The organism is Sphingobium sp. AP50 (assembly GCF_900109095.1).
In the GTDB taxonomy this organism is placed as follows: domain Bacteria; phylum Pseudomonadota; class Alphaproteobacteria; order Sphingomonadales; family Sphingomonadaceae; genus Sphingobium.
Map to the genome: position 1 here is coordinate 1 of NZ_FNYZ01000039.1, position 21,570 is coordinate 21,570.

Sequence of the window (21,570 nt, forward strand, 5' to 3'; positions counted from 1 at the left end):
CCCCCATGATCTGATGATCAAACAGGCGGCGTGAACGACAACCGGGATTAGCTTAACTTAGCCGCCAAACTGTCCAAGAAGGCGGGACCACCTCAGGGTTCTGAACTGCCAGCCCGATGGGAAGGCCAAGGTTGCAAGCATATAGACTTGCAACCTGCTCATTGAACATGTGGATAGGGGCAACAAGCGAGGTGCGATCCCTGGCCCATCAGCAGCGGAGGCGCCACAGTTTCCGACAGGGATTCTAAGCTGCCGTTTCTCTGTCGATGGAGAATCAGCCTGCAATCCGATAACGGCCGTATCCGGTCTTCTGGAGCAGCCCTTCGTGACATGCGGGAGAGATAACAGCGAGGGATACCAATGCTTGTGAGGTCCTTGGCGCTCACTTCCCCCGCTCGCTTACAAAGGCGACGGCGCGTTCCCTCAGGGATGGTTTAAGGCCTCCTGCTGATTTGACACGTTCTTTACAATCACGATCACGCTTGCGAACCCCATGCGTGGGTTATCGAGGCAATGACAAAAGGGCGCCATTCGAAAATTCGAAATACTTCACCGTCACCTTTAGCAATGAATTTCTTGCCATAGCGCGATATCGTGATATAGTTTTTCTTTCTTAATTGGATAAGAATATTGAAATTGTTTTAGATTTATCCTGAAATTGGATCAAAATTCTTCCAGGCATCGATGCGCCGGCTTACATACCCGGACGCTGCCCGGCTACAGAGGCTCGATCCTGCAATCGCCTCATTCGATTTCGACGCCCTCCGTCCCGCTCAGCAACATATTCTCCGGACATTCGCGTAACTTATTTTTTGCCCCCCGACCGCAAGGGGGTTGCCATTCAGAAAGACCCGTTGCATAGGCGCGGCCTGTCCGGCGAAAGCCGGGTCGCTCCCCGATAGCTCAGCGGTAGAGCATTCGACTGTTAATCGAATGGCCGTAGGTTCGAATCCTACTCGGGGAGCCAATTTCCTGACCTGATAAAGCGATAGCTTCCGAACGGTCCCAAGCGGATCGGGTTATCAGTCGCGCACGCCCATCGCCTTCCGTGTGGCAGCCAATATCTCATCCGACAGATCGGCGTCCCCAACCCCGCGAGCCAGCACCATCGCACCCACCATCTGCGCCATGCGCGCCAGAGCATCCTGCCGATTCATGTCAGGCCCGGCCTGCTGCAATATATCCGTCAACCCCTCAAACCCCTGACGAAATGCCTTGGCCAGATCGCCGCCACGACGCGCCGCATCCGGCCCAAGCGCGATCAGTGCGCAGCCGGTTTCGGGCGCATCGCGATTGCGGGCACTGAGATAATTGGCGGCGATCGCGATGGCAGCCTCCTCCGGCGCAGCCGCCACAACATCATGCCAACGTGCGACACTCTTCTGCAGCGACGCGGCGCAGGCTTCGGCCGCAAGGGCATCCTTTGATTCGAACTGATTGTAGAAGCCACCATGGGTCAGGCCACATTCGCGCATCACCTCTCCAATGGCGACGCCCTCGACACCCCGCGCACGAAACAGGCGGGAGGCCGTGTCCACCACTTGGGCGCGATTGCGTGCTGCCTGTTCCCGACTGACCTTCATATCCTGTGCCCCATCATTGGCCTCTTGACCTTATATATGACATTCATCATTTAACGCCAGTCCGATCCTGATCCCGGGGGAATAGATGTTTTCGACCGCACTTGTCGCTCGCCTGTCTGCGCGCAACATCCATTATGGCTGGGTGGTCGCGGGCACCACATTCCTGACCATGCTTGTGGTCGCAGGCGCCGTTGGTGCACCCGGTGTGTTCATCGTGCCGTTGCAGAAGGAGTTCGGCTGGAGCGCGGCCGATATCAGTGGCGCGCTGGCAATCCGCTTTCTGCTGTTTGGCGGCATGGGGCCTTTTGCCGCCGCGTTCATGAACCGGTTCGGCGTGCAGCGGATGATGCTGATTTCGCTTTCCATCGTCATTGCCGGCCTGTTGTTGTCGCTGGGGATGAAGCATCTGTGGCAACTGGTGCTGCTGTGGGGCGTGGTGATCGGCGTTGGGACCGGCCTCACCGCCATGGTGCTGGGCGCGACCGTGGCGACCCGCTGGTTCAGTCAGCGGCGCGGGCTGGTGATGGGATTTCTGTCGGCCAGTACTGCAACCGGTCAGCTTGCCTTCCTGCCGCTGCTTGCCGGCCTGACGGAAAGCCATGGCTGGCGCACGGCGATGCTGCTGGTGTGCGGCGGGATAGTGGTCGCGGCTGTGGTGATCCTGCTGCTGATGCGCGATCGGCCCGCGGATATCGGCCTTGCCCCTTATGGCGACACGACTATCCAGCCCGTCCTACCCCAGCCTGCCAGCCTTGGCGCCCTGCTGGCGACGCCGATGATCGTCCTGCGCGACGCGGCGCGAGTGCCGACTTTCTGGATCCTTTTCCTGTCCTTCTATATTTGCGGGGCCAGCACCAACGGGCTTGTCCAGACGCATTTCATTTCGCTGTGCGGCGATTATGGGCTGGCGGCGGTCGGTGCGGCATCGATGCTGGCGATGATGGGGCTGTTCGATTTCGGCGGCACATTGGCGTCGGGCTGGCTGAGCGATCGGTTCGACAATCGCTGGCTGCTCTTCTGGTATTATGGGCTGCGGGGCCTGTCGCTGCTCTATCTGCCGTTCAGCGACTTCTCGCTCTACAGCCTGTCGCTCTTCGCGGTCTTCTATGGCCTGGACTGGGTGGCGACGGTGCCACCGACGGTGAAGCTGACCGCGCAGCGCTTCGGTCCGGAAAGAGCGAATATCGTGTTCGGCTGGATCTTTGCCGGGCATCAGTTGGGCGCGGCGAGCGCAGCGCTGGGCGGCGGCCTGTCGCGCACTGTGTGGCACAGCTATATGCCGGCCTTCATCGGCGCGGGCATTCTCTGCCTGATCGGTGCCGGTCTGGTGCTGCTGATCAATCGCGGACGACAGCCTGTGCTTTCGCCTGCTTGAACCTTGCCGCCAGCGCGTTACGCTGGCGGCATGAACGCACCTTCTGCTTTTACCCGTAAACGCCGATCCCGCTGGATCAGCATTCCGATCAGGATCGTTCTGGGCTTTGTCGCCCTGTCGATATTCATGGTCGTGGTCTATCGCTTCGTGCCGCCGCCGGTGACCTGGACGATGCTGCTCGACCCCAATGGCATTACCAAGGACTGGACCAGCCTGGACGAGATCGATCCGGACATGGCTCGCGCGGCAATCGCCGGAGAAGACGGCAAATTTTGCAGCCATCACGGCTTCGATGTGGATGCCATCGCCAAGGCGGCGATCCATAATGCCAGCGGCGGACGCATTCGTGGCGGATCGACCATCAGCCAGCAGACGGCCAAGAATGTCTTTCTGTTTCAGGGCGGCGGCTTCGTCCGAAAGGGGCTGGAGGCGTGGTTCACCGTCCTGATCGAGGCGATCTGGGGCAAGAAGCGCATCATGGAAGTCTATCTGAACGTCGCGGAGACCGGGATCGGCACCTATGGCGTGCAGGCCGGAGCGATCCGCTATTTCCACCATGGCGCAGGCAAGCTGAGCCGCCCGGAAGCCGGCCGCATCGCCGCCGTCCTGCCCCTGCCCAAGAAGCGCGCAGCGGTGGCGCCCAGCGGCTTTACCCGCCGCTATGGCAACACGATCGCAGCGCGGATAGGGGTGGTCCAGCGGGACGGACTGGATAGCTGCCTGCGATAAGCCTTCCCCTTAACTTCGCATATTTCCCGCAGATTTTGACATAAAATTACGTAGCGCTGATCCTATCGAAAAGTCGTGGCTGGACAGGCCCCATCATAGGGCGGAGGCGTCCGATAGGACATCATAGCCCGCCGGGCACGACCGACACGCAACGAAAAAGGGCGGGGATTGCTCCCCGCCCTTTTCTGTCTGATGCTGATCGGTAAGGATCAGAAGCTGACGTGCAGCGAACCCGACACCGCGCGCGGCGAACCGATCTGCACGAAGCCCGGATTGGCATAGGCGCCGGTCGAAGAACCCGTCAGATTGACGGTCTGGTTCAGGTTGCCGCCGAACCCACCGACATAGAATTTGTCGAAAAGATTGCTGACGTTCAGCTGGAACCAGGTGCCAGGGGCGCCGAAATGAGCCAGCGAGAAGCGGGCATCAAGATCGACCAGCGTGTAGGCCGGAGCCGCAGCGCCATAGATTTCCACGGGGGTCAGCGCAGTCGTGGTGTTGCGATAGGTCGGCAGGTTGGTGTCATAGACATAACGCTTGCCGGTGCGCTTCGCCTGGATACCCAGCGTCACGCCTTCGACGTTCACTTCACCACGAGCACCCAACGTGTAGACCGGCGCACCGGATTCGCGCTTGCCAGCGGTCGCCGCATAGACCGGATCACCGGCCGTGGCACAGCCCGCAACGAGCGATACGTTGGTCGGGCAAACGCCAACCTGAATGTCATCCTTGATCTTCGACTTCAGGTACGAACCGAAGACATACATCGTGAAATACTGGACCGGCGTGTAGCTGATGCTGCCGTCGAAGCCATATTTCTCGACAGTGCCCAGGTTACGATAAACGGCGGCGTTCAGTTCCGGATCATAGGACGAAGCCAGACGGTTCTTGTAGTTGGTGTACCAGAAGGAACCCTGAGCCTGGAACTTGCTGGTGGTGTAGCGCGCACCCAGATCGAAGCTGTCGGTGGTTTCCGGTGCCGGGTTGGCGCCTTCCGAACCGCGAGCGAAGTAGAAAGCGTTGTAGAGCGAGTCAGTGCCAGGCACCGAGAGGCCCTTGCTGTAGTTCCAGAAGATGCTGGCTTCCGGCGTGATCTTGAAGTTCAGACCGATGCTCGGCAGCAGCTTGTCATATTTGTAAGTACGCTTCTGCGGCGCCGCCCAGGCCGGGTTCAGCGTGCCAATGTTGCTCGGAATGTCCGCGCCGGTACCGAAGCATTCAACGAAGCCCGAAGCGCTGCTGGTGAAGCAGTTGTTCTGCAGTTTGCGCTTGAAGAAGGGCGCACGCAGGCCAGCCTGAACGGTCAGGCTTTCGTCCAGGAATTCGCCCAGATATTCGGCCGAGAACTGGTTCAGGATCGCGTAGGACAGACGATCGCGCTTCTGGAGGACATTACCAGCAGCGTCGAGCTGCGGATCGTCGACCGGGAAATAGGCCGTACCGATGCCCGAAGGAGCGACGAGACCAACTTCGCCGGTCTGGCGATGGCGGCCATGATCGAAGGTATAAGCTACGCGAATGCGATGATGTTCGTTGATGTCATAGCGCAGCGAGCTGATCACAGCGAAGCGATCGGTCGTGGTCTGGCTGGGTGCCAGCACATTGACCTGGTCGAGCATATCGCCATCGCCATTGAGGTCACGCCCGAAATAGGGAGCGCCACCGAAATAACCGACCATGTTCTGGACATTGCCGGCACCCGAAGCCGGGTTGATGTCGTAATAGCCTTCACGGGCGGTTGCGGTGCCGCCGCCATTGGCCTTCACATATTGATAGCTGGGATCAACCGTCAGCACCAGGCCATCGGCCAGGGTGAAACGCGAGTTGATACGGATGTTGCCGGTGTTCGACGGGTTATAGCGATAGTCGAACAAGGTGCCGCACGAACCAGCCGCATCGGCAACGCCGGCATTGGCGGTCGGCGCGGTGCAGGATACGGTGTAGAATCGCTCGTCCTTCGTGATCGGGAAGCGGTTCGACGAGGCCGATCCGGCAACGCGACCCTGATCGGTGTCGGTGCGCAGCGGCAGCGAGCCGAAGAAGTTGTTGCGGTTGGCGTTCCAGTGACCGGCGACCGACACGAAATCGCCATTGCTGCCGATCGGCTGATAGATTTTGCCGTTATACTGCTGCTTGTCGATCTTGCCGAGATTGTTGAACGGCACGTCGTTGCGCGTGGTCGAGGCCGAGAACCAGGCCTTGGTACCGAACGGCGTGAACACACCGGTTTCAACCAGACCGAACATACGGAACATGTTATACTCGCCAGCGGCGCCGACCATCGTCACCTTGAAATCGTCCGAACCGTTCATCGAACGATAGTTGACGGTACCGCCCGAAGCTGCGGCGGTCGGGCTGTCAACGTCGGTCGAGCCGAGGTTGACGTTCACTTCCTCGATCAGTTCTGGGTCGAGCTGCTGGTTGGAATAGATGGCATAGTTGCCGGTGTCGTTCAGCGGCATGCCGTCGAAGGTCAGCGACACGCGATCCGGGCCGAAGCCGCGAATGTTCAGCGTACCACCAGCCGAACCATAGGGATCGTTATTCTGGAAGCTGACGCCCGGGATCAGGTTGATGGCGTTCAGGATGGTGTTGCCCGAGCCCTGCTTCGAGATGATTTCCTGCGTCAGGACACCCTTGGCCTTGGTCACATCAGGCAGAACAACGCCGCCGATACCGTCGGCAGCTTTCGCGCCGGTCACGACGATCGTGTCTTCGAAATCCTGCGAGCCGGTCGACTGCGCAAATGCGGTGGAGGGGACGGCGACGGCGATGATCGCGGCGCTGCCCATCAGAAACTGTTTCATGTGACCCTTGTCCCTTTTCAAGAGTGGCGCGAGCAGCGCCTCTTAACTGTGATGCTCTTTCAAGCCGGAGCCCCCCATTGGCGGCGTCTGGCGAAGGCCCTGTGATGCTCTGATTGCATATTTGTTACAATGCATCAGCAGGACCGTCACATTCCTCTCCCGTCCGGCGGAGCCATGCCCCCGAACGCTGTGCAATTGAACGTAATATATTGAAGTTTAATGACTTATTTCACCGTACAGCGCCTAATTTGACACTGGTGCAATTTTGCAACGCAGCGAGATTTTTTGTGCACCGCACTCAGGCGTAACGAAAAAGGGGCTGACGATCGCTCGCCAGCCCCTTTGTTAATCAAGCTTTTTCCGCGGAAAAGATCAGGCCGCGTCTTCGGCTCGCTTCTTTTCGCTGAACACGCGAATCGGCTCCTTGGTGCCGGCGACGACATCCTTGTCGACCACGACTTCGCCCACACCCTCCATCGAAGGCAGGTCGAACATGGTGTCGAGCAGGATCGCTTCCAGGATAGAGCGAAGGCCGCGTGCACCGGTCTTGCGCTCGATCGCCTTCTTGGCAATCGCTACCAGTGCGTCGTCGGTGAAGCTGAGTTCGACATTTTCCATGTCGAACAGCTTGCCGTACTGCTTGACCAGTGCGTTCTTGGGCTCACCCAAAATCTTGACCAGGGCCGAAACGTCGAGATCTTCCAGCGTCGCGATGACGGGCAGACGACCGACAAATTCGGGGATCAGGCCGAATTTGAGCAGATCTTCCGGTTCGCTGGACTTGAGCAGTTCGCCGGTCTTGCGCTCTTCAGGCGCCGCGACATGGGCGCCAAAGCCGATCGACTTGGCTTCCAGACGGTCGCCGATGATCTTTTCGAGGCCTGCGAAGGCGCCACCGCAGATGAACAGGATGTTGGTCGTGTCGACCTGAAGGAATTCCTGCTGCGGATGCTTGCGGCCGCCCTGCGGCGGCACCGAAGCGGTGGTGCCTTCCATCAGCTTCAGCAGCGCCTGCTGCACGCCTTCACCCGACACGTCGCGGGTGATCGACGGATTCTCGGCCTTGCGGCTGATCTTGTCGATTTCGTCGATATAGACGATGCCGCGCTGCGCCTTCTCGACATTATAGTCGGAGGCCTGAAGCAGCTTGAGGATGATGTTTTCCACATCCTCACCGACATAGCCGGCTTCGGTCAGCGTGGTCGCATCGGCCATGGTGAAGGGCACGTCGAAGGTCTTGGCCAGCGTCTGGGCCAGCAAGGTCTTGCCGCAGCCGGTGGGACCGACGAGCAGGATGTTCGACTTGGCCAGTTCCACGTCGCCCGGCTTGGAGCCATGGTTGAGACGCTTGTAATGATTGTGGACAGCAACCGACAGCACGCGCTTGGCGCGCTTCTGGCCGATCACATAATCGTCCAGCACATCGCAGATTTCCTGCGGGGTGGGCACGCCACCATCCTTCTTGCCGACGAGACCGCCCTTGGTCTCCTCGCGGATGATGTCGTTGCACAGTTCCACGCATTCGTCGCAGATGAACACGGTCGGTCCTGCGATCAGCTTGCGCACTTCATGCTGCGACTTGCCGCAGAAGGAGCAGTAAAGCGTGCTTTTCGAATCCGAACCGGTAAGCTTAGTCATTCGCCATTCTCTCTTCCCCCCCGCTTTACAGTCACCAGAGACGCAGTCGGTGAGGGATTTTCTGGTCCAAAGGCCACTCTAGACCGTGGCACGCCCGTTTCACAAGGGGTGAAAGTGACGCACCACGGTAAAGATAGTCTTTAAGCCTCTGTCGTTTCCGCCGCGGCCGGGCGGCGATCGAACACTTCGTCGACCAGACCGAACGCCTTGGCTTCATCCGCTTCGAGGAAAGTGTCGCGGTCCATCGCCTTCTCGACCGCTTCCAGCGTCTGGCGGGTATATTTGACATACAGGTCGTTCAGACGACGACGGATGCGCAGAATTTCCTTGGCCTGGATCTCGATATCGGACGCCATGCCCTGTGCACCGCCCGATGGCTGATGCACCATGATGCGCGCGTTGCCGAGTGCGATCCGCTTGCCCGGCTCACCGGCGGCGAGCAGGAAGCTGCCCATGGAGGCGGCCTGACCGATGCAGACGGTGCCGACTTGCGGACGGATATATTTCATCGTGTCATGGATCGCCATGCCGGCCGTCACCACGCCGCCGGGCGAGTTGATGTACATCCAGATGTCCTTCTTCGGATTTTCCGATTCGAGGAACAGAAGCTGGGCAACGATGAGCGAGGCCATATGGTCTTCGACCTGGCCGGTCACGAAGATGATCCGTTCACGCAGAAGCCGCGAATAGATGTCGAAGCTGCGCTCGCCGCGGTTCGACTGTTCAATGACGATGGGGACCAACGCGGCCATGGGATCGGACATGATATCAGTCATTTTGCTCTTTTCCGGGTAGTTGCTTTTGCCCAAGGGCCTACATCGGGACAAAAGCCGGTGGGTTCAAGGGGGAATGCATAGTTACCGCAATTGCGCTGAAGCTATGCTCTTTGGTAGAAATTGAGTCGTCCAGCAGCCCTACCCGCGCGCGCGTCGACGCGGACCGGAGGAAGATGCAAGATGAACGACCTGTTTTCCGCCATCGCTCACGCCGTCCAGGACCCCGACTTCGAAAGGGCAGTAGCGCTGGTGCGCAGCGCGTTGGGACAGGAACGGAGCAACATAACTCGCACTTTCTTCAAGGGGTGCAACGAGGAAAGCTGGCCATTCAACACGGTCGCTGAACGTCGTCGCGTGTTGGCTGCCTATGTCCATAATGAGATCATGCTACAACGCGACAGGATTGCCGTGCCGGTCGCCACATCAGACCGAGCGATCTTGTGACGGCGCAGGGAAGGACAAATAGGCGAGGCGTCGCACCTCGCGACGGCCGCGCACTACGGTATCGAGGATGAGGCCGCACATGCCGGACAGGGTAGCGAGAATCATCAGGCCCGTCACCAGGATCGCGGTCGGGAAGCGCGGCACAAGGCCGGTCTTTAGATAGGTAACGATCAGCGGCACCGCCAGCCCCAGCCCCAGCGCCGCGAGGAAGGCGGCAATGATGCCAAAGAACAGGATCGGCCGCTCGATGCGATAAAGGGTGATGATGGTGCGCAGGATGCGGAAACCGTCGCGATAGGTGCTGAGCTTGCTGACCGACCCTTCGGGGCGGGCGCCATAGGTCGTCATCACCTCCGACACCGGCATGGCCAGTTCGAGCGCGTGGACGCTGATTTCCGTCTCGATCTCGAAACCGGCGGACAGGACCGGGAAGCTCTTCACGAAGCGGCGGGAAAAGACGCGATAGCCCGAGAGGATATCGGTGAAGCTGCGGCCAAAAAGCTGCTTCAGGAGGCTGGTGAGCGCCCAGTTGCCGAAGCGATGGCCACGACGATAGGCGGCTTCCACCTCGTCCCGGCGACACCCCACGACCATGTCGAGATTATCCTCCAGCATGGCGGCAACCATCTTCGGAGCGGCTGCAGCCTCATAGGTCGCGTCGCCGTCGGCCATGATATAGATGTCGGCATCGACGTCGGCGAACATGCGGCGCACGACATGGCCCTTGCCCTGCTGGCCGACGCGGCGGACGATGGCCCCCGCACCAGCGGCCAGTTCGCGGCTGCCGTCGCTGCTGTTATTGTCGAAGACATAGATGTCGGCGGCGGGCAGTGCGCGGCGGAAATCCTCCACCGTCTGCACAATCGCGCCTGCCTCATTGTAACAGGGCAGGATCACCGCGACGCGCGGGGCGGCCATGGCGGCTTCGCTATTCACTGCGGGAAATTCCTTCATCGCCTTCTCATGCCCTGCCCGGTTTCGGCACAGACATGGCGCATCATCCTTAATATTTCATCTGCCATGCCATAGCCGACATGAAAAGCGCCCGTGCTTCACAGGGAAGCCGGGCGCTCATCATATCGGCAAGGATAAGGCTTATTCGGTCTTGGCAGCGGCCTTCTTGGGAGCAGCCTTCTTCTTGGGCTTCTCTTCAGCGGCAGCTTCGTCAGCCGTTTCGGCGACGGCCTCTTCCTTCTTCGCAGCCTTCTTGGCAGCAGGCTTCTTGGCGGGGGCCTCTTCGGCTTCCTCGGCCTTCACCTCTTCAGCAGCCGGTTCGGCTTCAGCCCCCTCGACTTCGCTCGGGACAGGCTTCTTGGCAGCCTTCTTCGCCTTGGGCTTTTCGTCATGATGGTCATGACCGCAGTTGGGGCCATGGACGTGGGGCTTCAGATCGCCATCTTCGGCTTCGATCGCAGCTTCCAGCTCTTCACGGCTGACGGCGCGGTCGGTGATTTCCGCCTTTTCGAACAGGAAGTCGACGACCTTGTCCTCATAGAGAGGCGCGCGCAGCTGAGCGGCGGCCATCGGGTCCTGACGGACATACTGAACGAAGCGTTCGCGGTCCTGCGGGCTGTACTGCTGCGCAGCCTGCATGATCAGACGGTTCATTTCCTGATCGTTGACGACGACGCCGTTGGCCTGGCCGATTTCCGAGAGGAGCAGGCCAAGACGGACGCGACGGACGGCGATGGCGCGATAGTCTTCCTTCTCGGCTTCCATTTCGGCGAGGGCCGCGGCGGGATCTTCCTCATGACCGGCTTCATGCTGAAGCTGCTGCCAGATCTGCTCGAATTCGGCTTCCACCATGCTGGGCGGAACGTCGAAATCATGGGCAGCGGCGAGCTGGTCGAGCAGCTTGCGCTTCATATAGGTGCGGGTCAGGCCGTTATGTTCCTGCTCGATCTGCCCCTTGAGCAGCTCCTTGAGCTGGTCCAGGCCTTCCAGACCCAGCGACTTGGCGAACTCGTCGTCCAGCTTGGGCTTGTCGGCGTTCAGGATCGACTGAACGGTGATGTCGAAGGTTGCGGGCTTGCCGGCCAGATGGGCAGCGCCATATTCTTCGGGGAAGGTGACTTCGATGGTCTTCTCGTCGCCCTTCTTGACGCCGGTCAGCTGCTCTTCGAAGCCGGGAATGAACTGGCCCGCGCCGAGCTTGAGCTTCACGCCTTCGGCCGATCCGCCTTCGAATACTTCGCCATCGACCTTGCCGACGAAGTCGATGGTCAGCGTGTCGCCGTCCTTCGCCTTGTGGCTGTCGGCATATTCTTCGAGCGCGCCCTGCTGGGTGGCGATGCGGCCGGCAGCCTCATCGACCTGTGCATCGGCGACTTCGACGGTCAGGCGTTCCAGCGTGATGCCTTCGATGCTGGGCGCTGCGATATCGGGCAGCACTTCGAGCGCAACCTTGATCTCGGCGTCCTTGCCGAATTCAAAAGCTTCGTCCAGCTCGACCGAAGGCTGCATAGCGGGACGCAGCTTCTGGTCGGCGATCAGCTTCTGGATGCTTTCCTGAATGCTGTTGTTGAGCGCGTCGCGCTGAAGCGATTCGCCGTGCATCTTCTTCACCAGGTTGGCAGGCACCTTGCCAGCGCGGAAGCCGGGCATACGCACCTGCGGTGCGATCGCCTTCACTTCCTTTTCCACGCGGGCGTCGATATCCTTCGACGTGATGGTTACGGTGTAGGCGCGCTTCAGGCCCTCGTTCAACGTCTCGACAGTCTGCATCTCTTCTCTCAAACGCTTTCTTCAGCTGAATTTCGGTGGCGCTGCCGCGGTCGGCATACTGGTGCGGGCGAAGGGACTCGAACCCCCACATCTTACGATACCAGAACCTAAATCTGGCGCGTCTACCAGTTTCGCCACGCCCGCATCGGTCGCCGGTCGGCGCGGCATAGAGAAAAGCGCAGTCATAGGCAAGACATACTGGCGCAGCGGGCGGAACCGCCCTGCCCGGCCATGCGTAGCCTATATATAGTAGCAGGAGAGACAGAGATGGCCACCCGCCCAGATACCGGTCCCGATGACGTTCCACCGCCCGACCGTATCATGCCGCAATCGCCCGATGAGTTCCCTGCGCCCGATCAGCCGGTCGAAACGCCGATGACCCAGCCCGATGAAATCACGCCGGTCGGCCCGGATTATGATCAGCCTGATTCAGCGCCTGCCGAGCTACCGCCACCGCCGGATTGACTGGATGGCACATGATCCGTGCGCAGAGTGTGACATATCCACAATTATTTTACGCCAAATGGAACATTTTTATTAGCGGTACAAATTTAGGCCCCCGGAGCGGCTGGACAGACCCCTGCATCCATGATTGAAATGTGACAGAGAAAAGAATGTTGGAGAGGCGCGGCTGACAAATAAGGGGGTCAACGTGCAACGGGTTCGCGCTAAATTGGAATGGTTCAAAACGGTCATCCTGCCACAGGAAGCCGCGCTGCGGGGTCGCCTCCGCCGCATATTGCCATCCACGCATGAATTGGAAGACATGGTCGCCGAGGTATTGGCTCGCGCCTATGCCACGGAAAACTGGGAAAATGTGACGACGGGTCGAGCCTATCTGTTCACCATCGCACGCAACCTGGTGATCGACACCGCGCGCCGCAACAAGGTGGTGAGCTTCGAAACCATCGCCGACCTGGAACTGCTGGGTGGCGAGAATAATATCGAAGCCCAGCTGCATGCCCGCGAAGCGCTGCGTCAGGTCGAGGCGATCGTCGAGTCGCTGCCCACCCAATGCCGCCGTGTCTTCATTCTTCGCCGCATCCACGAAAAATCGATGCTGGAAATAGCGGAGGAGATGTCTCTGTCCGTTTCTACTGTTGAAAAACATCTGGCCAAAGCGATCGCAATAGTTATGCGAGCCTGGGCGGAACGTGAGGAAACGGACTTCGAACGTGCAGGCGTCGGAACCAAGTTCAAGCTGCGGGATCAGGGACGCGATCGAAGCGGAAGCCGCGCGCCTGCTGGCCAGGCTTAACAGCGACCCCAGTCCCGAAGAAGAAGCCGAAATTTGCGAGTGGATCGAATCCGATCCACGCCATGCCGTTGCCTTCGCCCAGGCCGAGTTCGCCTGGGAGGCTGCCGAGCGCCTGAAGAGCGCCGCCGCCGAGATTACCCTGCCCCCGCTTCAACAGATTGTCAGCGAAGAACAGCAACGCCGCCTGTCCCGCAACATCATGGTTGCCGCCGCCGTTGCCGTGATGCTGTTCATCGTCGCCGCGATCGTGACCGTCCGTACATTCAGTGGCGTCGACCGTTACGAAACACAGGTCGGCCAGATGCGCGACATCGCGCTGAGCGACGGATCGATCCTCCATCTCAACAGCGATAGCGAAGCGGAAGTCCGCTTCACCGACAATGGCCGCAAGGTGCGCGTACTGAAGGGCGAGGCGTCCTTCGACGTGGCGCATGACAAGAGTCGCCCCTTCGATGTCGAAGCACGATCGGCCATCATTCGCGCCGTCGGCACTGCCTTCAATGTACGGATGCGTCCTTCGATCATCGAACTGACCGTGACCCAGGGCACTGTCACCGTCCATTCGGGTGGCAGCATGGGACGGAAAGTCGCGGCCGGCAGCGGCGCGGTGATCCAGCCCCGCAGCATCGATCTGACCCGGCTTGGCCCCAAGCTGATCGATCAGCGCACGGCGTGGCGCTCGCAGATGCTGGAACTGGACGGCGAAACGATCGAACAGGCGGCGGGCGAATTCAACCGCTATCGCAAGACGCCGATCCTGATCGGTGATGCGCGGGTATCCGCGCTGCGGATCGGCGGCCGTTTCCGCACGACGGACAGCCGGGAATTCCTCTCGGCGCTGCAAATGAGCCTGCCAATCCGCGCCGTGGACGGTGAGGATGGTTCGGTGATGCTGCTCTATCGCGATGACGAGCCTGTGGCCGAAAGCGACGACGAAGGCTGATCGCGCGGAGCTGCACTGGCGTTTTAGGCCGACAAATTGAGAGCCTGATGGCTTGCTCGAAGCGAGTGGATCAAGGTGAAATCAATGATCCGTTCGCCCTGAGCCTGTCGGGCCGCAGGCGACCGTAGGTCAACGACGCACGTAACGCCCTTCGACAGGCTCAGGGCGAACGTATATTGGGTGGACTACATCGCGTTATCAGCGGCGTTAAGAGCATCCTCGAAAGTTTCGGGCAGCGGCGGCTGCACCGGCTTGTCGCAGCCAAATTCCTTCATATGGGCGCGCAGGGCATCCATCCGGCCCAAGTTCCAGCGCGCCAGCGGGACGCCCAAGGGCCGAAACTCCGCGCGGTCGAACAGTTCCACGACATAGGACTGACACAGGCTGTCCACCTGATCGAGGGTCAGCATCCCCAGATTCATCACCATCGGCTTGCCCGGAACGCCGTTGCGACCACGCACCAGATCGGTGACGTACAGGCCACCACGGGGATCGACCAGCACGACATCCGCCTGGCTCGAATCGATCAGCTTGTGGCTGGCGGCATAGGGCGCGACGAATTCATGCGTGCGCCAGACCAGAAAAGCGCTCGATAGAACGGTGATGGCCAGGCCGATGAAAAGCGGCCGCATGGTGCCTTCTGGTCGGAAGCGCGCCCAGCCGAGGCCAGCGAGCAGGCAAAAAGGACCGATAAAGCCATGGGCGTAGCGGAATCCCCAGCCATAGCCCTGCGCCAGTGCCAGCATGCATCCGGCCAGACAGCCCAGCGCCAGCGGCAGGGCAATTTCCTGCCCCTTTATCGCCCGACGCCAGCGCATCGCCGCGATGCCGAGAGCCGCCAGCGGCACCATCAGGATATTGTTCCAGGCGACATAGCGGCTGATATTCACCAGCGGCTGCCAACGATCGCCGAGGCGCTGGAACAGGCTGCCTACCTTGTCCGCGACGCCGGCCGAGGGACGAACGTCGGTCGGGGCACCCAATGCATGGAGCAAAAAGCCCGGCCAGATCTTGGCCCAGAGGATGACGATGGCGACCAGAGTGAGCGCGTGGAAGATCGCCACGCTCCAGCGGCGGGCCAGCAACATCCACAGGATGAAGGGCGCGATGAAGATCGGCGGGAAATGCCATTGGTGCAGCCCCGCCGCGACCAGCGCGACGACGCCAGCGCTGAGGTGCCCGACCACGCCGCCACGCAGCACCAGCGCCAGCCAGACCATGTTGAGCGCGAAATGGCCGGTCATGGCATAGGGCGTCATCGCCGTGACCCAGAGCTGGCTGGACGATATGCCGAGCAGCACCGTCACCCACACCGCGTCCGGCCGATCGGGCATGAGGCGCAGCGCCACACGCCACAGCGCGAACAGGCCCGCCATCAGCAGGACGGGGCCGGCCAGATTGGGATCGCCCAATTGCCAGAAAATCGCCTGAATGGCGCTGTTCACCGGCAGATAGGCGGCGGTCCAGTAATCGGCCGCGCCGAAGGGCGAGAAAAATTCGGGCATGATCGCCCGGCGATAGGGCTCCCATTCGATCGGGATCGGCCGGGCGAACAGGCCTTCGCGCATATAGGCGGCAGCGAAGCGGGCGACTTCCTCATCCCGGCTGATCGCATAATCCTGAAACAGCGCATAATGGCCGGCCCAGGCGGCGAGCCCCAGCAGGACGATCAGCGGCACCACGATCCGCGCGGTGGGCCGGGGAAGCGAAAAGCCCTTCCCCTCCGCCCAGGGGGCCGCCAGCGCCAGCAGCAGCAGCGACCCCAGCAGCGCCGGAAAATCCTGATCCAGCAACAGGATGACGGCCAGGCTGACGCCTTGCCGATAGGTCACATGCCAGACGAATGTCACCGCCAGCCACAGGGCCAGGCTGATCGCCCCCGCCAGAAACAGGCGGCGTGCCTGAACATATCCGGCGGCGGGCATCATCCTCACTCTTCGACCAGCGCCCGGTTGACGAAGATGCCGTCCATTTCAACGAGCAGCGGGAAATGCCCCTTGTTATTGGCGAAGAAGGCGGACGGCAGGAAGGCACGCGCCTCCAGCCAGTCGATCATCGCGCGATAGCCGGTGCCGCCTTCGTAAATGGGACGCACGCCCAGTTCCGTCTGCACGCCCAGCATCTGGCTCAGCACGTCGCCCGCGCCTTCGCAGACCGACAGGTCGTGGCCCTGCGTGTCCATCTTCAGGAAAGGCCGGGCAAAGCCATGCTGCGCGACCAGTTCGGGAAGCATGGTGTCAAGGCGACGGCATTGCATCTCCACCGTCTTCGTCACCTTGTTGCGATCGGCGAAGATGGCGTCCTGTTCGCCGGACGGCTTTTTCAGCGAACTGAACTGATCGGCGGCCATGATGTTGAAGCTGGCGGTGCCATCGAAATCGGACAGCGCCATGTTGAACACATGCCAGTTGCGATCGGACGCAGCAGCCTTCTGCAACTGCGCGAACACGTCCGGGTTCGGTTCGAAGGACAGGATCAGGCCCTTATAGCCCGCATCCTTGCGCAACATGGTCGCATATTGGCCGCGATTGGCGCCAACATCGAACAGGCAATCGACCGCGAAGATCGACAGGAAGCGTCGCAGCGCCTGCACTTCGGGATATTGGTGAACGCGGCCCGACATAGCGAGGCGCAGCGCCAGCTTGCGGTCGGCCAGTTCGCGCAGATAGCGGTTCATGCGCGCCCGGCCAGCACGGTTTCGTAAATGCCGATCGTCGCCACCGCCATATCCTTCCAAGACCCCATTTCTTCGCCATAAGCCCGCGCGCGGGCGCCATATTCCTGCCTGATGGCCCCGCTTTCGATCAGCGGCAAGAGGGCTTGGGCAAGGGCGGGTGCATTTCCCGCCGCCGAGCGGACCGCAACCCCGTCCGGCAACTGGCCGAACATGCCCGCATCGGACGTGACCATCGCCTTGCCATGATGCAGCGCCGACAGGAAGGCGCCGCTCGAATCGATGTGGCGATAGGGGAAGACCAGCATGTCGGCGCGGGCCATATGCGCATCCAGCCTGCCTTCGGTCAGGAAGCCGAAATCGGTGATCAGCCGATCGGCAAAGCCCGCCTGCGTCACGCTGTCGATCAGGGGCGCGACGTCCATGAAGGGCTTGCCCGCCAGCACCAGTTCGAAAGCATGGCCCGCGCGCCAGAGCTGGAGGCAGGCTTCGATCAGCAGGTCGACGCCCTTATAGGGGCGGATCGTGCCGAAGAAGAGCAGGCGCGGCAGGCTTGGCGGGGTTATGGCGGCAAGGTCTTGCGGGGATGCGGCCGCGAGGCGCATCGGGGGATGCGGCGTCACATGGATGCGCGCCGGGTCGACGCCCTGCCCCACCAGCGCGGCGCGGGTCGTGTCGCCATGGACGATAAGCGCATCGAACATATCGAGCAGCGCGCGATAGCCGCGCCCCTGCAGGCCCGCATCGGCATGATAGGCGTCGGCATTATGGACGGTGTGAACCAGCCCCACCTTGCCCTTCAGCCGGTTCAGCATCAGCCGGTCGGCAGGCGCAAGCGGCAACCATTGGACATGGACCAGATCGGCGGCAGTCAACGGCGAGATGTCGCCCAGCGCGCAGGCCAGGCCATATTCTGCCGCCTTGGCAAGGCGGAAGGCGCGCCCTTCGCCCAGCCGATCGCGCAGCGCTTCACTCTGGCGGAAGAAATGCGGATGGTACGCATAGCCATGCGGCGCGATGGCATCGGTCGCCCGCATCGGACGGCCGAGCAGGCTGACCGAAGCCCCCTGCCTTGCCAGCGCCGCGCACAGGCTGTCGTCATAGCGCCCGGTGAAGAGCGACGGATCGAGCATGGCGACCTTCATCGACGGACCAGCGCCCGGAGCGACAGGAGATGCAGCCCTGCCACGCCGACCAGCGTCAGGGCATAAAGCGAAAGGAAGGCGAGATCGAACCGGCCCGGCCAGAGCAGCATCGCCAGCGGCGCACTGATCAACGATCCGACGAGGAACGGCAGCGAGCGGGCGAGCAAGACACCGAAGCGACCCAGCGCCGCCTGCACATAGACAGACACGCACAAGATGGTCAGCGCCGCCAGTGCCAGCACGATCAGCGCCAGATCCGCCCGGTCGATCGTAGCGCGCCCGTCGAACAGGATCGTGAACAGCCGGTCGCCCGCCAGCAGCAGCACCGCCGCCAGCCCCACGGCAAAGACCATCGCCGCGCCGATCGCCCGCCCCAGCAATTGCCGCAGGCGCGCGGTTTCCGCCGCATGATAGGCGCGGGTGATGCGGGGCAGCGCAGCCTCCACCATGGCGCGCACCAGCATGGACAGGGAACGCGACATCTTGAAGAAAAAGTCGAAGACCAGCATCGGGCGCGGATCGGCGGTCGCGGCCGCTATGGTGAAGTAAGGCGCGTTATAGGCGATGATGTCCGACACGGTGAAAGCCGCCGACGCCCCGATATCGCGCAGATAATGGGCGCGGACATGTCCGCCACCGACACGGAAGGCCAGCCAGTGCAGCCGGTCCATCCCCAGCCGACGATGGACATGGACGATCGCATAGCCGATCACCACGACGCTCACGACCAGTTGCAACGCCAGCGACAGGCGGGGATCGAGGCCCCCCAATATCGCCAGTAGCAGGCCGATCGTCACGACGCGCCGGGCGCAATCCAGCGCTTCCCAGAGGAAATTGCCGTCCACCGCCGCCAGCGCCCGCTTGGCAAGCAAGGCAGGCAGGTTGAGACAGGCGGACAGGAAGAACAGCAGGAACAGCAAGGGCATGCCCGTCGCCAGCCAGCCCATCGCCAGCGCGCCGAGCAGGATCAGCGTCCCGCCCGCGACCAGCAGGCCGAGGAAGAGGAACAGCACGCCCATTTCCTCCAGTCGAAAGCCACCATCCGCCTGCGCCTGACCATTGCCCAGCCAATGCTGGCGCAGCCGCGCATAAATGATGCTGGTCAGACCGAATTCCGCCGAGATGGTGAAATTGCCGAAGGCGACGAGCAGCAGGAAGGACTGGAATTCCGCGATCGGCAGCGCCCGCACGAAGACGAAGGTGACGGCAAAGCCCCAGACCAGCACCAGCCCCACATTGGCGAGTTTCACCAGGGCCAGGATGCGGGCGGAACCCTCCATCCGTGCGAGGCGGCTCACCGCGGGGCGACCTCGGCCGGTTTGCGGGCGCGGAACAGCCGGTCGTCCAGCGCATAGAAATGGCTGATGTCCGGATCGATCGACGCAGCGTCGATTTCCTCCAGTTCGAAGCCGGCGGCGCGGATGCGATCGGCGAAATCCAGACCATATTGGCGGACATGATCCCATTGGCCGAAGCGGCGTTCCCGTTCGCGCGGCGGAATGTCGAAACTGCCATCCTCGGTCGGCTTGTCCCACAGCGGTACGATCAGCCAGGCTTCGCCGCCGGGCTTGAGTGCGCGCAGGATGTTGCGCAGCACGGCCATGTCGTCGGGCACATGCTCCATCACATGGCTGGCGTAGAACAGGTCGAAACGATCCGTGTCGGCAAGTTCCATCAGGTCGACGCGGTGCATATGCGGCACCGTATAGCGCGATGGATCGAGATCGGCCGGGACATAATCGGCAGCGATGGAGAAGCGCTTGACCAGACTGCCCTCATTGGGCGCCATGTGCAGGATCGCACCCTGCACGGGGACGGTCAGCACGCCCTGCCCGATCAGCCAGTTCATCAGTCGCTCGCGCGGCGATGCGCCACATTCCGGGCAGCCCCATTCGCCATTGTCGCCATAGCGGAAGAAGCCCACCACTGTCAGGCCGCAGGCGGGGCAACCGCGCGTGGCGCGCGCACCCAATGCCTTGCGCAGCTTGAGCGCGGTTCTGGTCAGATGCTTGCCGGCGGCCTTGGCCACCCGCTGGACAGTAATCACCTATTGCTCCGATCAAAGCGGGATCGTGAAGCGGGCGCTATACTATATGCGCCGCGATATGCGAGGGGGCATGTGCAGCAATCAGCCGAGCAGATCGCGCACCAGCGCCGGCACCAGTTCGCTGGCCGGGCCAAGGCGGGTTTCATCAAAATAACTGCTACCGGCAGACGGATCGAGATTGAGTTCCAGCGTCTGCGCCCCGGCATGGCGCGCCAGTTGCACGAAACCGGCGGCCGGATAGACCGCGCCCGACGTGCCGATCGACACGAACAGGTCGGCATCGCCGATCGCCGCGTCGATCGCCTCCATATGATAGGGCATTTCCCCGAAGAAGACGATGTCGGGGCGCAAGGCGGGACGCCCGCATCCGCCACAGCCCGATCCCGGCGGTAGTGCATCGGCCCAGCCGACGGCCTTGCCGCAGCCCGCGCATAGCGCCGATTTGAGTTCGCCATGCATATGGATCAGCCGCCGCGCCCCGGCCCGTTCATGCAGGTCATCGACATTCTGCGTAACGATCAGCAATTCGCGGGGCCATGCGGCATCGAGCGCAGCCAGCGCCTGATGCGCGGCATTGGGCTGCACCTGCGCCAGCTTCGCCCGCCGCTCATCATAGAAGCGATGGACGAGCACGGGATCGCGCGCGAGCGCTTCGGGGGTGCAGACATCCTCGACGCGGTGCCCTTCCCATAAGCCATCCGGCCCACGGAAGGTGGCGAGACCGCTTTCGGCGGAAATGCCGGCACCGGTGAGTATGACGATGTTAGCAATGTCATGATTCATACGCTTGCCATAGCCTTTAAGGCCGCACTGAAGAATAACGATATTGCGATCGGTCTTACGGATAGAGCCACGTCTGGGCCGCAATCAGCGCAGCTTGCAAAGACAACAGCAGGGCTGCGCACATCACACTCTTCCACGAAAAACGGCGATTCCAAAAATGGAGAATGGGCGCAACAATCGCGATGGCGACCAGCCCCTGCCGCAAAACTGAATTATGGCCGACCATCACAGCGGGGGTAAAGACTGCGAGCAAGCACAGGGATATGATCAGGCTAGCCGCTATGAGCAGTCCATAAAGAAGCAGGCAAGCCACATGCGCGACGTCCTTGATCAAGCTGCCTCCAAACCCATTAGCATCGCTCATGTTTAAACATAGCCGTTATGAGCTAGATTCTAAGACTGATGATCGTCGCTGCCCCTCCATCATTAGCTCGACACAGCTTCGATCTGCAATGATGTGAGGTGGTTCCGCCTTCTTGGCCAGTTTGGCGGCTAAGTTAAGCTAATCCCGGTTGTCGTTCACGCCACCTGTTTGATCATCAGATCATGGGGGGGCATGCCCCCCATGATCTGATTGCCCGATCCGCCGATAGGCCTCGACCGGGGTTTTTCCGGCCAGGCCTGAGTGCGGACGCTGGGTGTTG

The 21,570-nt window shown here is 61.3% G+C and carries 19 protein-coding genes and 2 tRNA genes; 7 read left to right on the forward strand and 14 right to left on the reverse strand.

Annotation, left to right across the window (positions count from 1 at the left end; translation table 11 throughout):
- The first annotated feature begins 892 nt into the window (after positions 1-892).
- Positions 893-967: transfer RNA gene (locus BMY84_RS28035), tRNA-Asn, on the forward strand.
- Positions 968-1,022: 55 nt separating this feature from the next.
- On the opposite strand, the gene BMY84_RS28040 is transcribed toward BMY84_RS28035, so the two are convergent.
- A complete protein-coding gene (locus tag BMY84_RS28040; RefSeq protein ID WP_093088391.1) occupies positions 1,023-1,583 on the reverse strand; it encodes a TetR/AcrR family transcriptional regulator in 561 nt (186 codons plus the stop codon).
- 85 nt (positions 1,584-1,668) lie between these two features.
- Here BMY84_RS28040 and BMY84_RS28045 point away from each other — a divergent pair, with 85 nt between their 5' ends.
- Positions 1,669-2,958 (forward strand): MFS transporter, encoded by a 1,290-nt coding sequence (locus tag BMY84_RS28045; protein WP_093088393.1) that lies wholly within the window; start codon positions 1,669-1,671, stop codon positions 2,956-2,958.
- 30 nt (positions 2,959-2,988) lie between these two features.
- Positions 2,989-3,687 (forward strand): monofunctional biosynthetic peptidoglycan transglycosylase, encoded by a 699-nt coding sequence (gene mtgA / locus BMY84_RS28050; RefSeq protein ID WP_093088394.1) that lies wholly within the window; start codon positions 2,989-2,991, stop codon positions 3,685-3,687.
- A gap of 209 nt (positions 3,688-3,896) precedes the next feature.
- On the opposite strand, the gene BMY84_RS28055 is transcribed toward mtgA, so the two are convergent.
- From BMY84_RS28055 to BMY84_RS28065, 3 genes are all read right to left on the reverse strand, one after another.
- Positions 3,897-6,494 (reverse strand): TonB-dependent receptor, encoded by a 2,598-nt coding sequence (locus BMY84_RS28055; protein WP_093088396.1) that lies wholly within the window; start codon positions 6,492-6,494, stop codon positions 3,897-3,899.
- A gap of 372 nt (positions 6,495-6,866) precedes the next feature.
- Positions 6,867-8,132, reverse strand: coding sequence for an ATP-dependent Clp protease ATP-binding subunit ClpX (clpX, locus tag BMY84_RS28060; protein WP_093020672.1), 1,266 nt, complete (start codon positions 8,130-8,132; stop codon positions 6,867-6,869).
- A gap of 140 nt (positions 8,133-8,272) precedes the next feature.
- Positions 8,273-8,908, reverse strand: a complete 636-nt coding sequence (locus BMY84_RS28065; RefSeq protein WP_093088397.1) for an ATP-dependent Clp protease proteolytic subunit — start codon at positions 8,906-8,908, stop codon at positions 8,273-8,275.
- A gap of 180 nt (positions 8,909-9,088) precedes the next feature.
- Between BMY84_RS28065 and BMY84_RS28070 the strand changes: the two genes are divergently transcribed.
- The gene (locus BMY84_RS28070; RefSeq protein WP_093088399.1) at positions 9,089-9,352 is read left to right on the forward strand and encodes a hypothetical protein; all 264 of its coding nucleotides are present in this window, start codon (positions 9,089-9,091) and stop codon (positions 9,350-9,352) included.
- Here BMY84_RS28070 and BMY84_RS28075 read toward each other — a convergent pair.
- From BMY84_RS28075 to BMY84_RS28085, 3 genes are all read right to left on the reverse strand, one after another.
- Entirely contained in the window at positions 9,332-10,306 is a 975-nt protein-coding gene (locus BMY84_RS28075; protein ID WP_093088400.1) for a glycosyltransferase family 2 protein, read from the reverse strand. The genes BMY84_RS28070 and BMY84_RS28075 overlap by 21 nt on opposite strands.
- Positions 10,307-10,447: 141 nt before the next feature.
- Positions 10,448-12,076, reverse strand: coding sequence for a trigger factor (tig, locus tag BMY84_RS28080; protein ID WP_093088402.1), 1,629 nt, complete (start codon positions 12,074-12,076; stop codon positions 10,448-10,450).
- 59 nt (positions 12,077-12,135) lie between these two features.
- Positions 12,136-12,220: transfer RNA gene (locus tag BMY84_RS28085), tRNA-Leu, on the reverse strand.
- Positions 12,221-12,343: 123 nt separating this feature from the next.
- On the opposite strand from BMY84_RS28085, the gene BMY84_RS28090 reads away from it, so the two are divergent.
- The 3 genes from BMY84_RS28090 to BMY84_RS28100 all read left to right on the forward strand — a co-directional run bounded on the left by BMY84_RS28090 (position 12,344) and on the right by BMY84_RS28100 (position 14,277).
- Positions 12,344-12,541 carry a hypothetical protein gene (locus tag BMY84_RS28090; RefSeq protein ID WP_093088403.1) on the forward strand — a complete coding sequence of 66 codons (198 nt, stop codon included), beginning with the start codon at positions 12,344-12,346 and terminating at the stop codon, positions 12,539-12,541.
- Between the two features lie 187 nt (positions 12,542-12,728).
- Positions 12,729-13,334 carry an RNA polymerase sigma factor gene (locus BMY84_RS28095; protein WP_093020695.1) on the forward strand — a complete coding sequence of 202 codons (606 nt, stop codon included), beginning with the start codon at positions 12,729-12,731 and terminating at the stop codon, positions 13,332-13,334.
- Positions 13,252-14,277 (forward strand): FecR family protein, encoded by a 1,026-nt coding sequence (locus BMY84_RS28100; protein WP_093088405.1) that lies wholly within the window; start codon positions 13,252-13,254, stop codon positions 14,275-14,277. Before BMY84_RS28095 ends, BMY84_RS28100 begins: the two co-directional genes overlap by 83 nt.
- Before the next feature lie 185 nt (positions 14,278-14,462).
- On the opposite strand, the gene BMY84_RS28105 is transcribed toward BMY84_RS28100, so the two are convergent.
- From BMY84_RS28105 to BMY84_RS28135, 7 genes are all read right to left on the reverse strand, one after another.
- On the reverse strand, positions 14,463-16,205 hold the full coding sequence (locus tag BMY84_RS28105) for an MFS transporter (protein WP_093088406.1): 1,743 nt from the start codon (positions 16,203-16,205) through the stop codon (positions 14,463-14,465).
- Between the two features lie 2 nt (positions 16,206-16,207).
- Positions 16,208-16,954, reverse strand: coding sequence for an FkbM family methyltransferase (locus tag BMY84_RS28110; protein ID WP_093088408.1), 747 nt, complete (start codon positions 16,952-16,954; stop codon positions 16,208-16,210).
- Positions 16,951-18,096: a glycosyltransferase family 4 protein gene (locus BMY84_RS28115; protein ID WP_093088410.1), complete on the reverse strand. Its 1,146-nt coding sequence runs from the start codon at positions 18,094-18,096 to the stop codon at positions 16,951-16,953. Before BMY84_RS28115 ends, BMY84_RS28110 begins: the two co-directional genes overlap by 4 nt.
- Entirely contained in the window at positions 18,093-19,376 is a 1,284-nt protein-coding gene (locus tag BMY84_RS28120; protein WP_093088411.1) for a hypothetical protein, read from the reverse strand. Before BMY84_RS28120 ends, BMY84_RS28115 begins: the two co-directional genes overlap by 4 nt.
- A 14-nt stretch (positions 19,377-19,390) precedes the next feature.
- Positions 19,391-20,143, reverse strand: a complete 753-nt coding sequence (locus tag BMY84_RS28125) for a class I SAM-dependent methyltransferase (protein WP_093088413.1) — start codon at positions 20,141-20,143, stop codon at positions 19,391-19,393.
- Between the two features lie 81 nt (positions 20,144-20,224).
- Positions 20,225-20,926, reverse strand: a complete 702-nt coding sequence (locus BMY84_RS28130) for an NAD-dependent deacylase (protein WP_093088414.1) — start codon at positions 20,924-20,926, stop codon at positions 20,225-20,227.
- A gap of 55 nt (positions 20,927-20,981) precedes the next feature.
- A complete protein-coding gene (locus BMY84_RS28135) occupies positions 20,982-21,260 on the reverse strand; it encodes a hypothetical protein (protein ID WP_093088416.1) in 279 nt (92 codons plus the stop codon).
- Between the last annotated feature and the right edge of the window lie 310 nt (positions 21,261-21,570).

Bases quoted from the DNA above. Each gene is read 5' to 3' on its own strand.
- BMY84_RS28065 (WP_093088397.1), bottom strand. From the start codon at position 8,908: ATGACTGATATCATGTCCGATCCCATGGCCGCGTTGGTCCCCATCGTC.
- BMY84_RS28130 (WP_093088414.1), bottom strand. From the start codon at position 20,926: ATGAATCATGACATTGCTAACATCGTCATACTCACCGGTGCCGGCATT.
- BMY84_RS28110 (WP_093088408.1), bottom strand. From the start codon at position 16,954: ATGAACCGCTATCTGCGCGAACTGGCCGACCGCAAGCTGGCGCTGCGC.
- clpX (WP_093020672.1), bottom strand. From the start codon at position 8,132: ATGACTAAGCTTACCGGTTCGGATTCGAAAAGCACGCTTTACTGCTCC.
- BMY84_RS28105 (WP_093088406.1), bottom strand. From the start codon at position 16,205: ATGATGCCCGCCGCCGGATATGTTCAGGCACGCCGCCTGTTTCTGGCG.
- BMY84_RS28055 (WP_093088396.1), bottom strand. From the start codon at position 6,494: ATGAAACAGTTTCTGATGGGCAGCGCCGCGATCATCGCCGTCGCCGTC.
- BMY84_RS28115 (WP_093088410.1), bottom strand. From the start codon at position 18,096: ATGAAGGTCGCCATGCTCGATCCGTCGCTCTTCACCGGGCGCTATGAC.
- BMY84_RS28120 (WP_093088411.1), bottom strand. From the start codon at position 19,376: ATGGAGGGTTCCGCCCGCATCCTGGCCCTGGTGAAACTCGCCAATGTG.
- mtgA (WP_093088394.1), top strand. From the start codon at position 2,989: ATGAACGCACCTTCTGCTTTTACCCGTAAACGCCGATCCCGCTGGATC.
- tig (WP_093088402.1), bottom strand. From the start codon at position 12,076: ATGCAGACTGTCGAGACGTTGAACGAGGGCCTGAAGCGCGCCTACACC.
- BMY84_RS28045 (WP_093088393.1), top strand. From the start codon at position 1,669: ATGTTTTCGACCGCACTTGTCGCTCGCCTGTCTGCGCGCAACATCCAT.
- BMY84_RS28040 (WP_093088391.1), bottom strand. From the start codon at position 1,583: ATGAAGGTCAGTCGGGAACAGGCAGCACGCAATCGCGCCCAAGTGGTG.
- BMY84_RS28075 (WP_093088400.1), bottom strand. From the start codon at position 10,306: ATGAAGGAATTTCCCGCAGTGAATAGCGAAGCCGCCATGGCCGCCCCG.
- BMY84_RS28090 (WP_093088403.1), top strand. From the start codon at position 12,344: ATGGCCACCCGCCCAGATACCGGTCCCGATGACGTTCCACCGCCCGAC.
- BMY84_RS28070 (WP_093088399.1), top strand. From the start codon at position 9,089: ATGAACGACCTGTTTTCCGCCATCGCTCACGCCGTCCAGGACCCCGAC.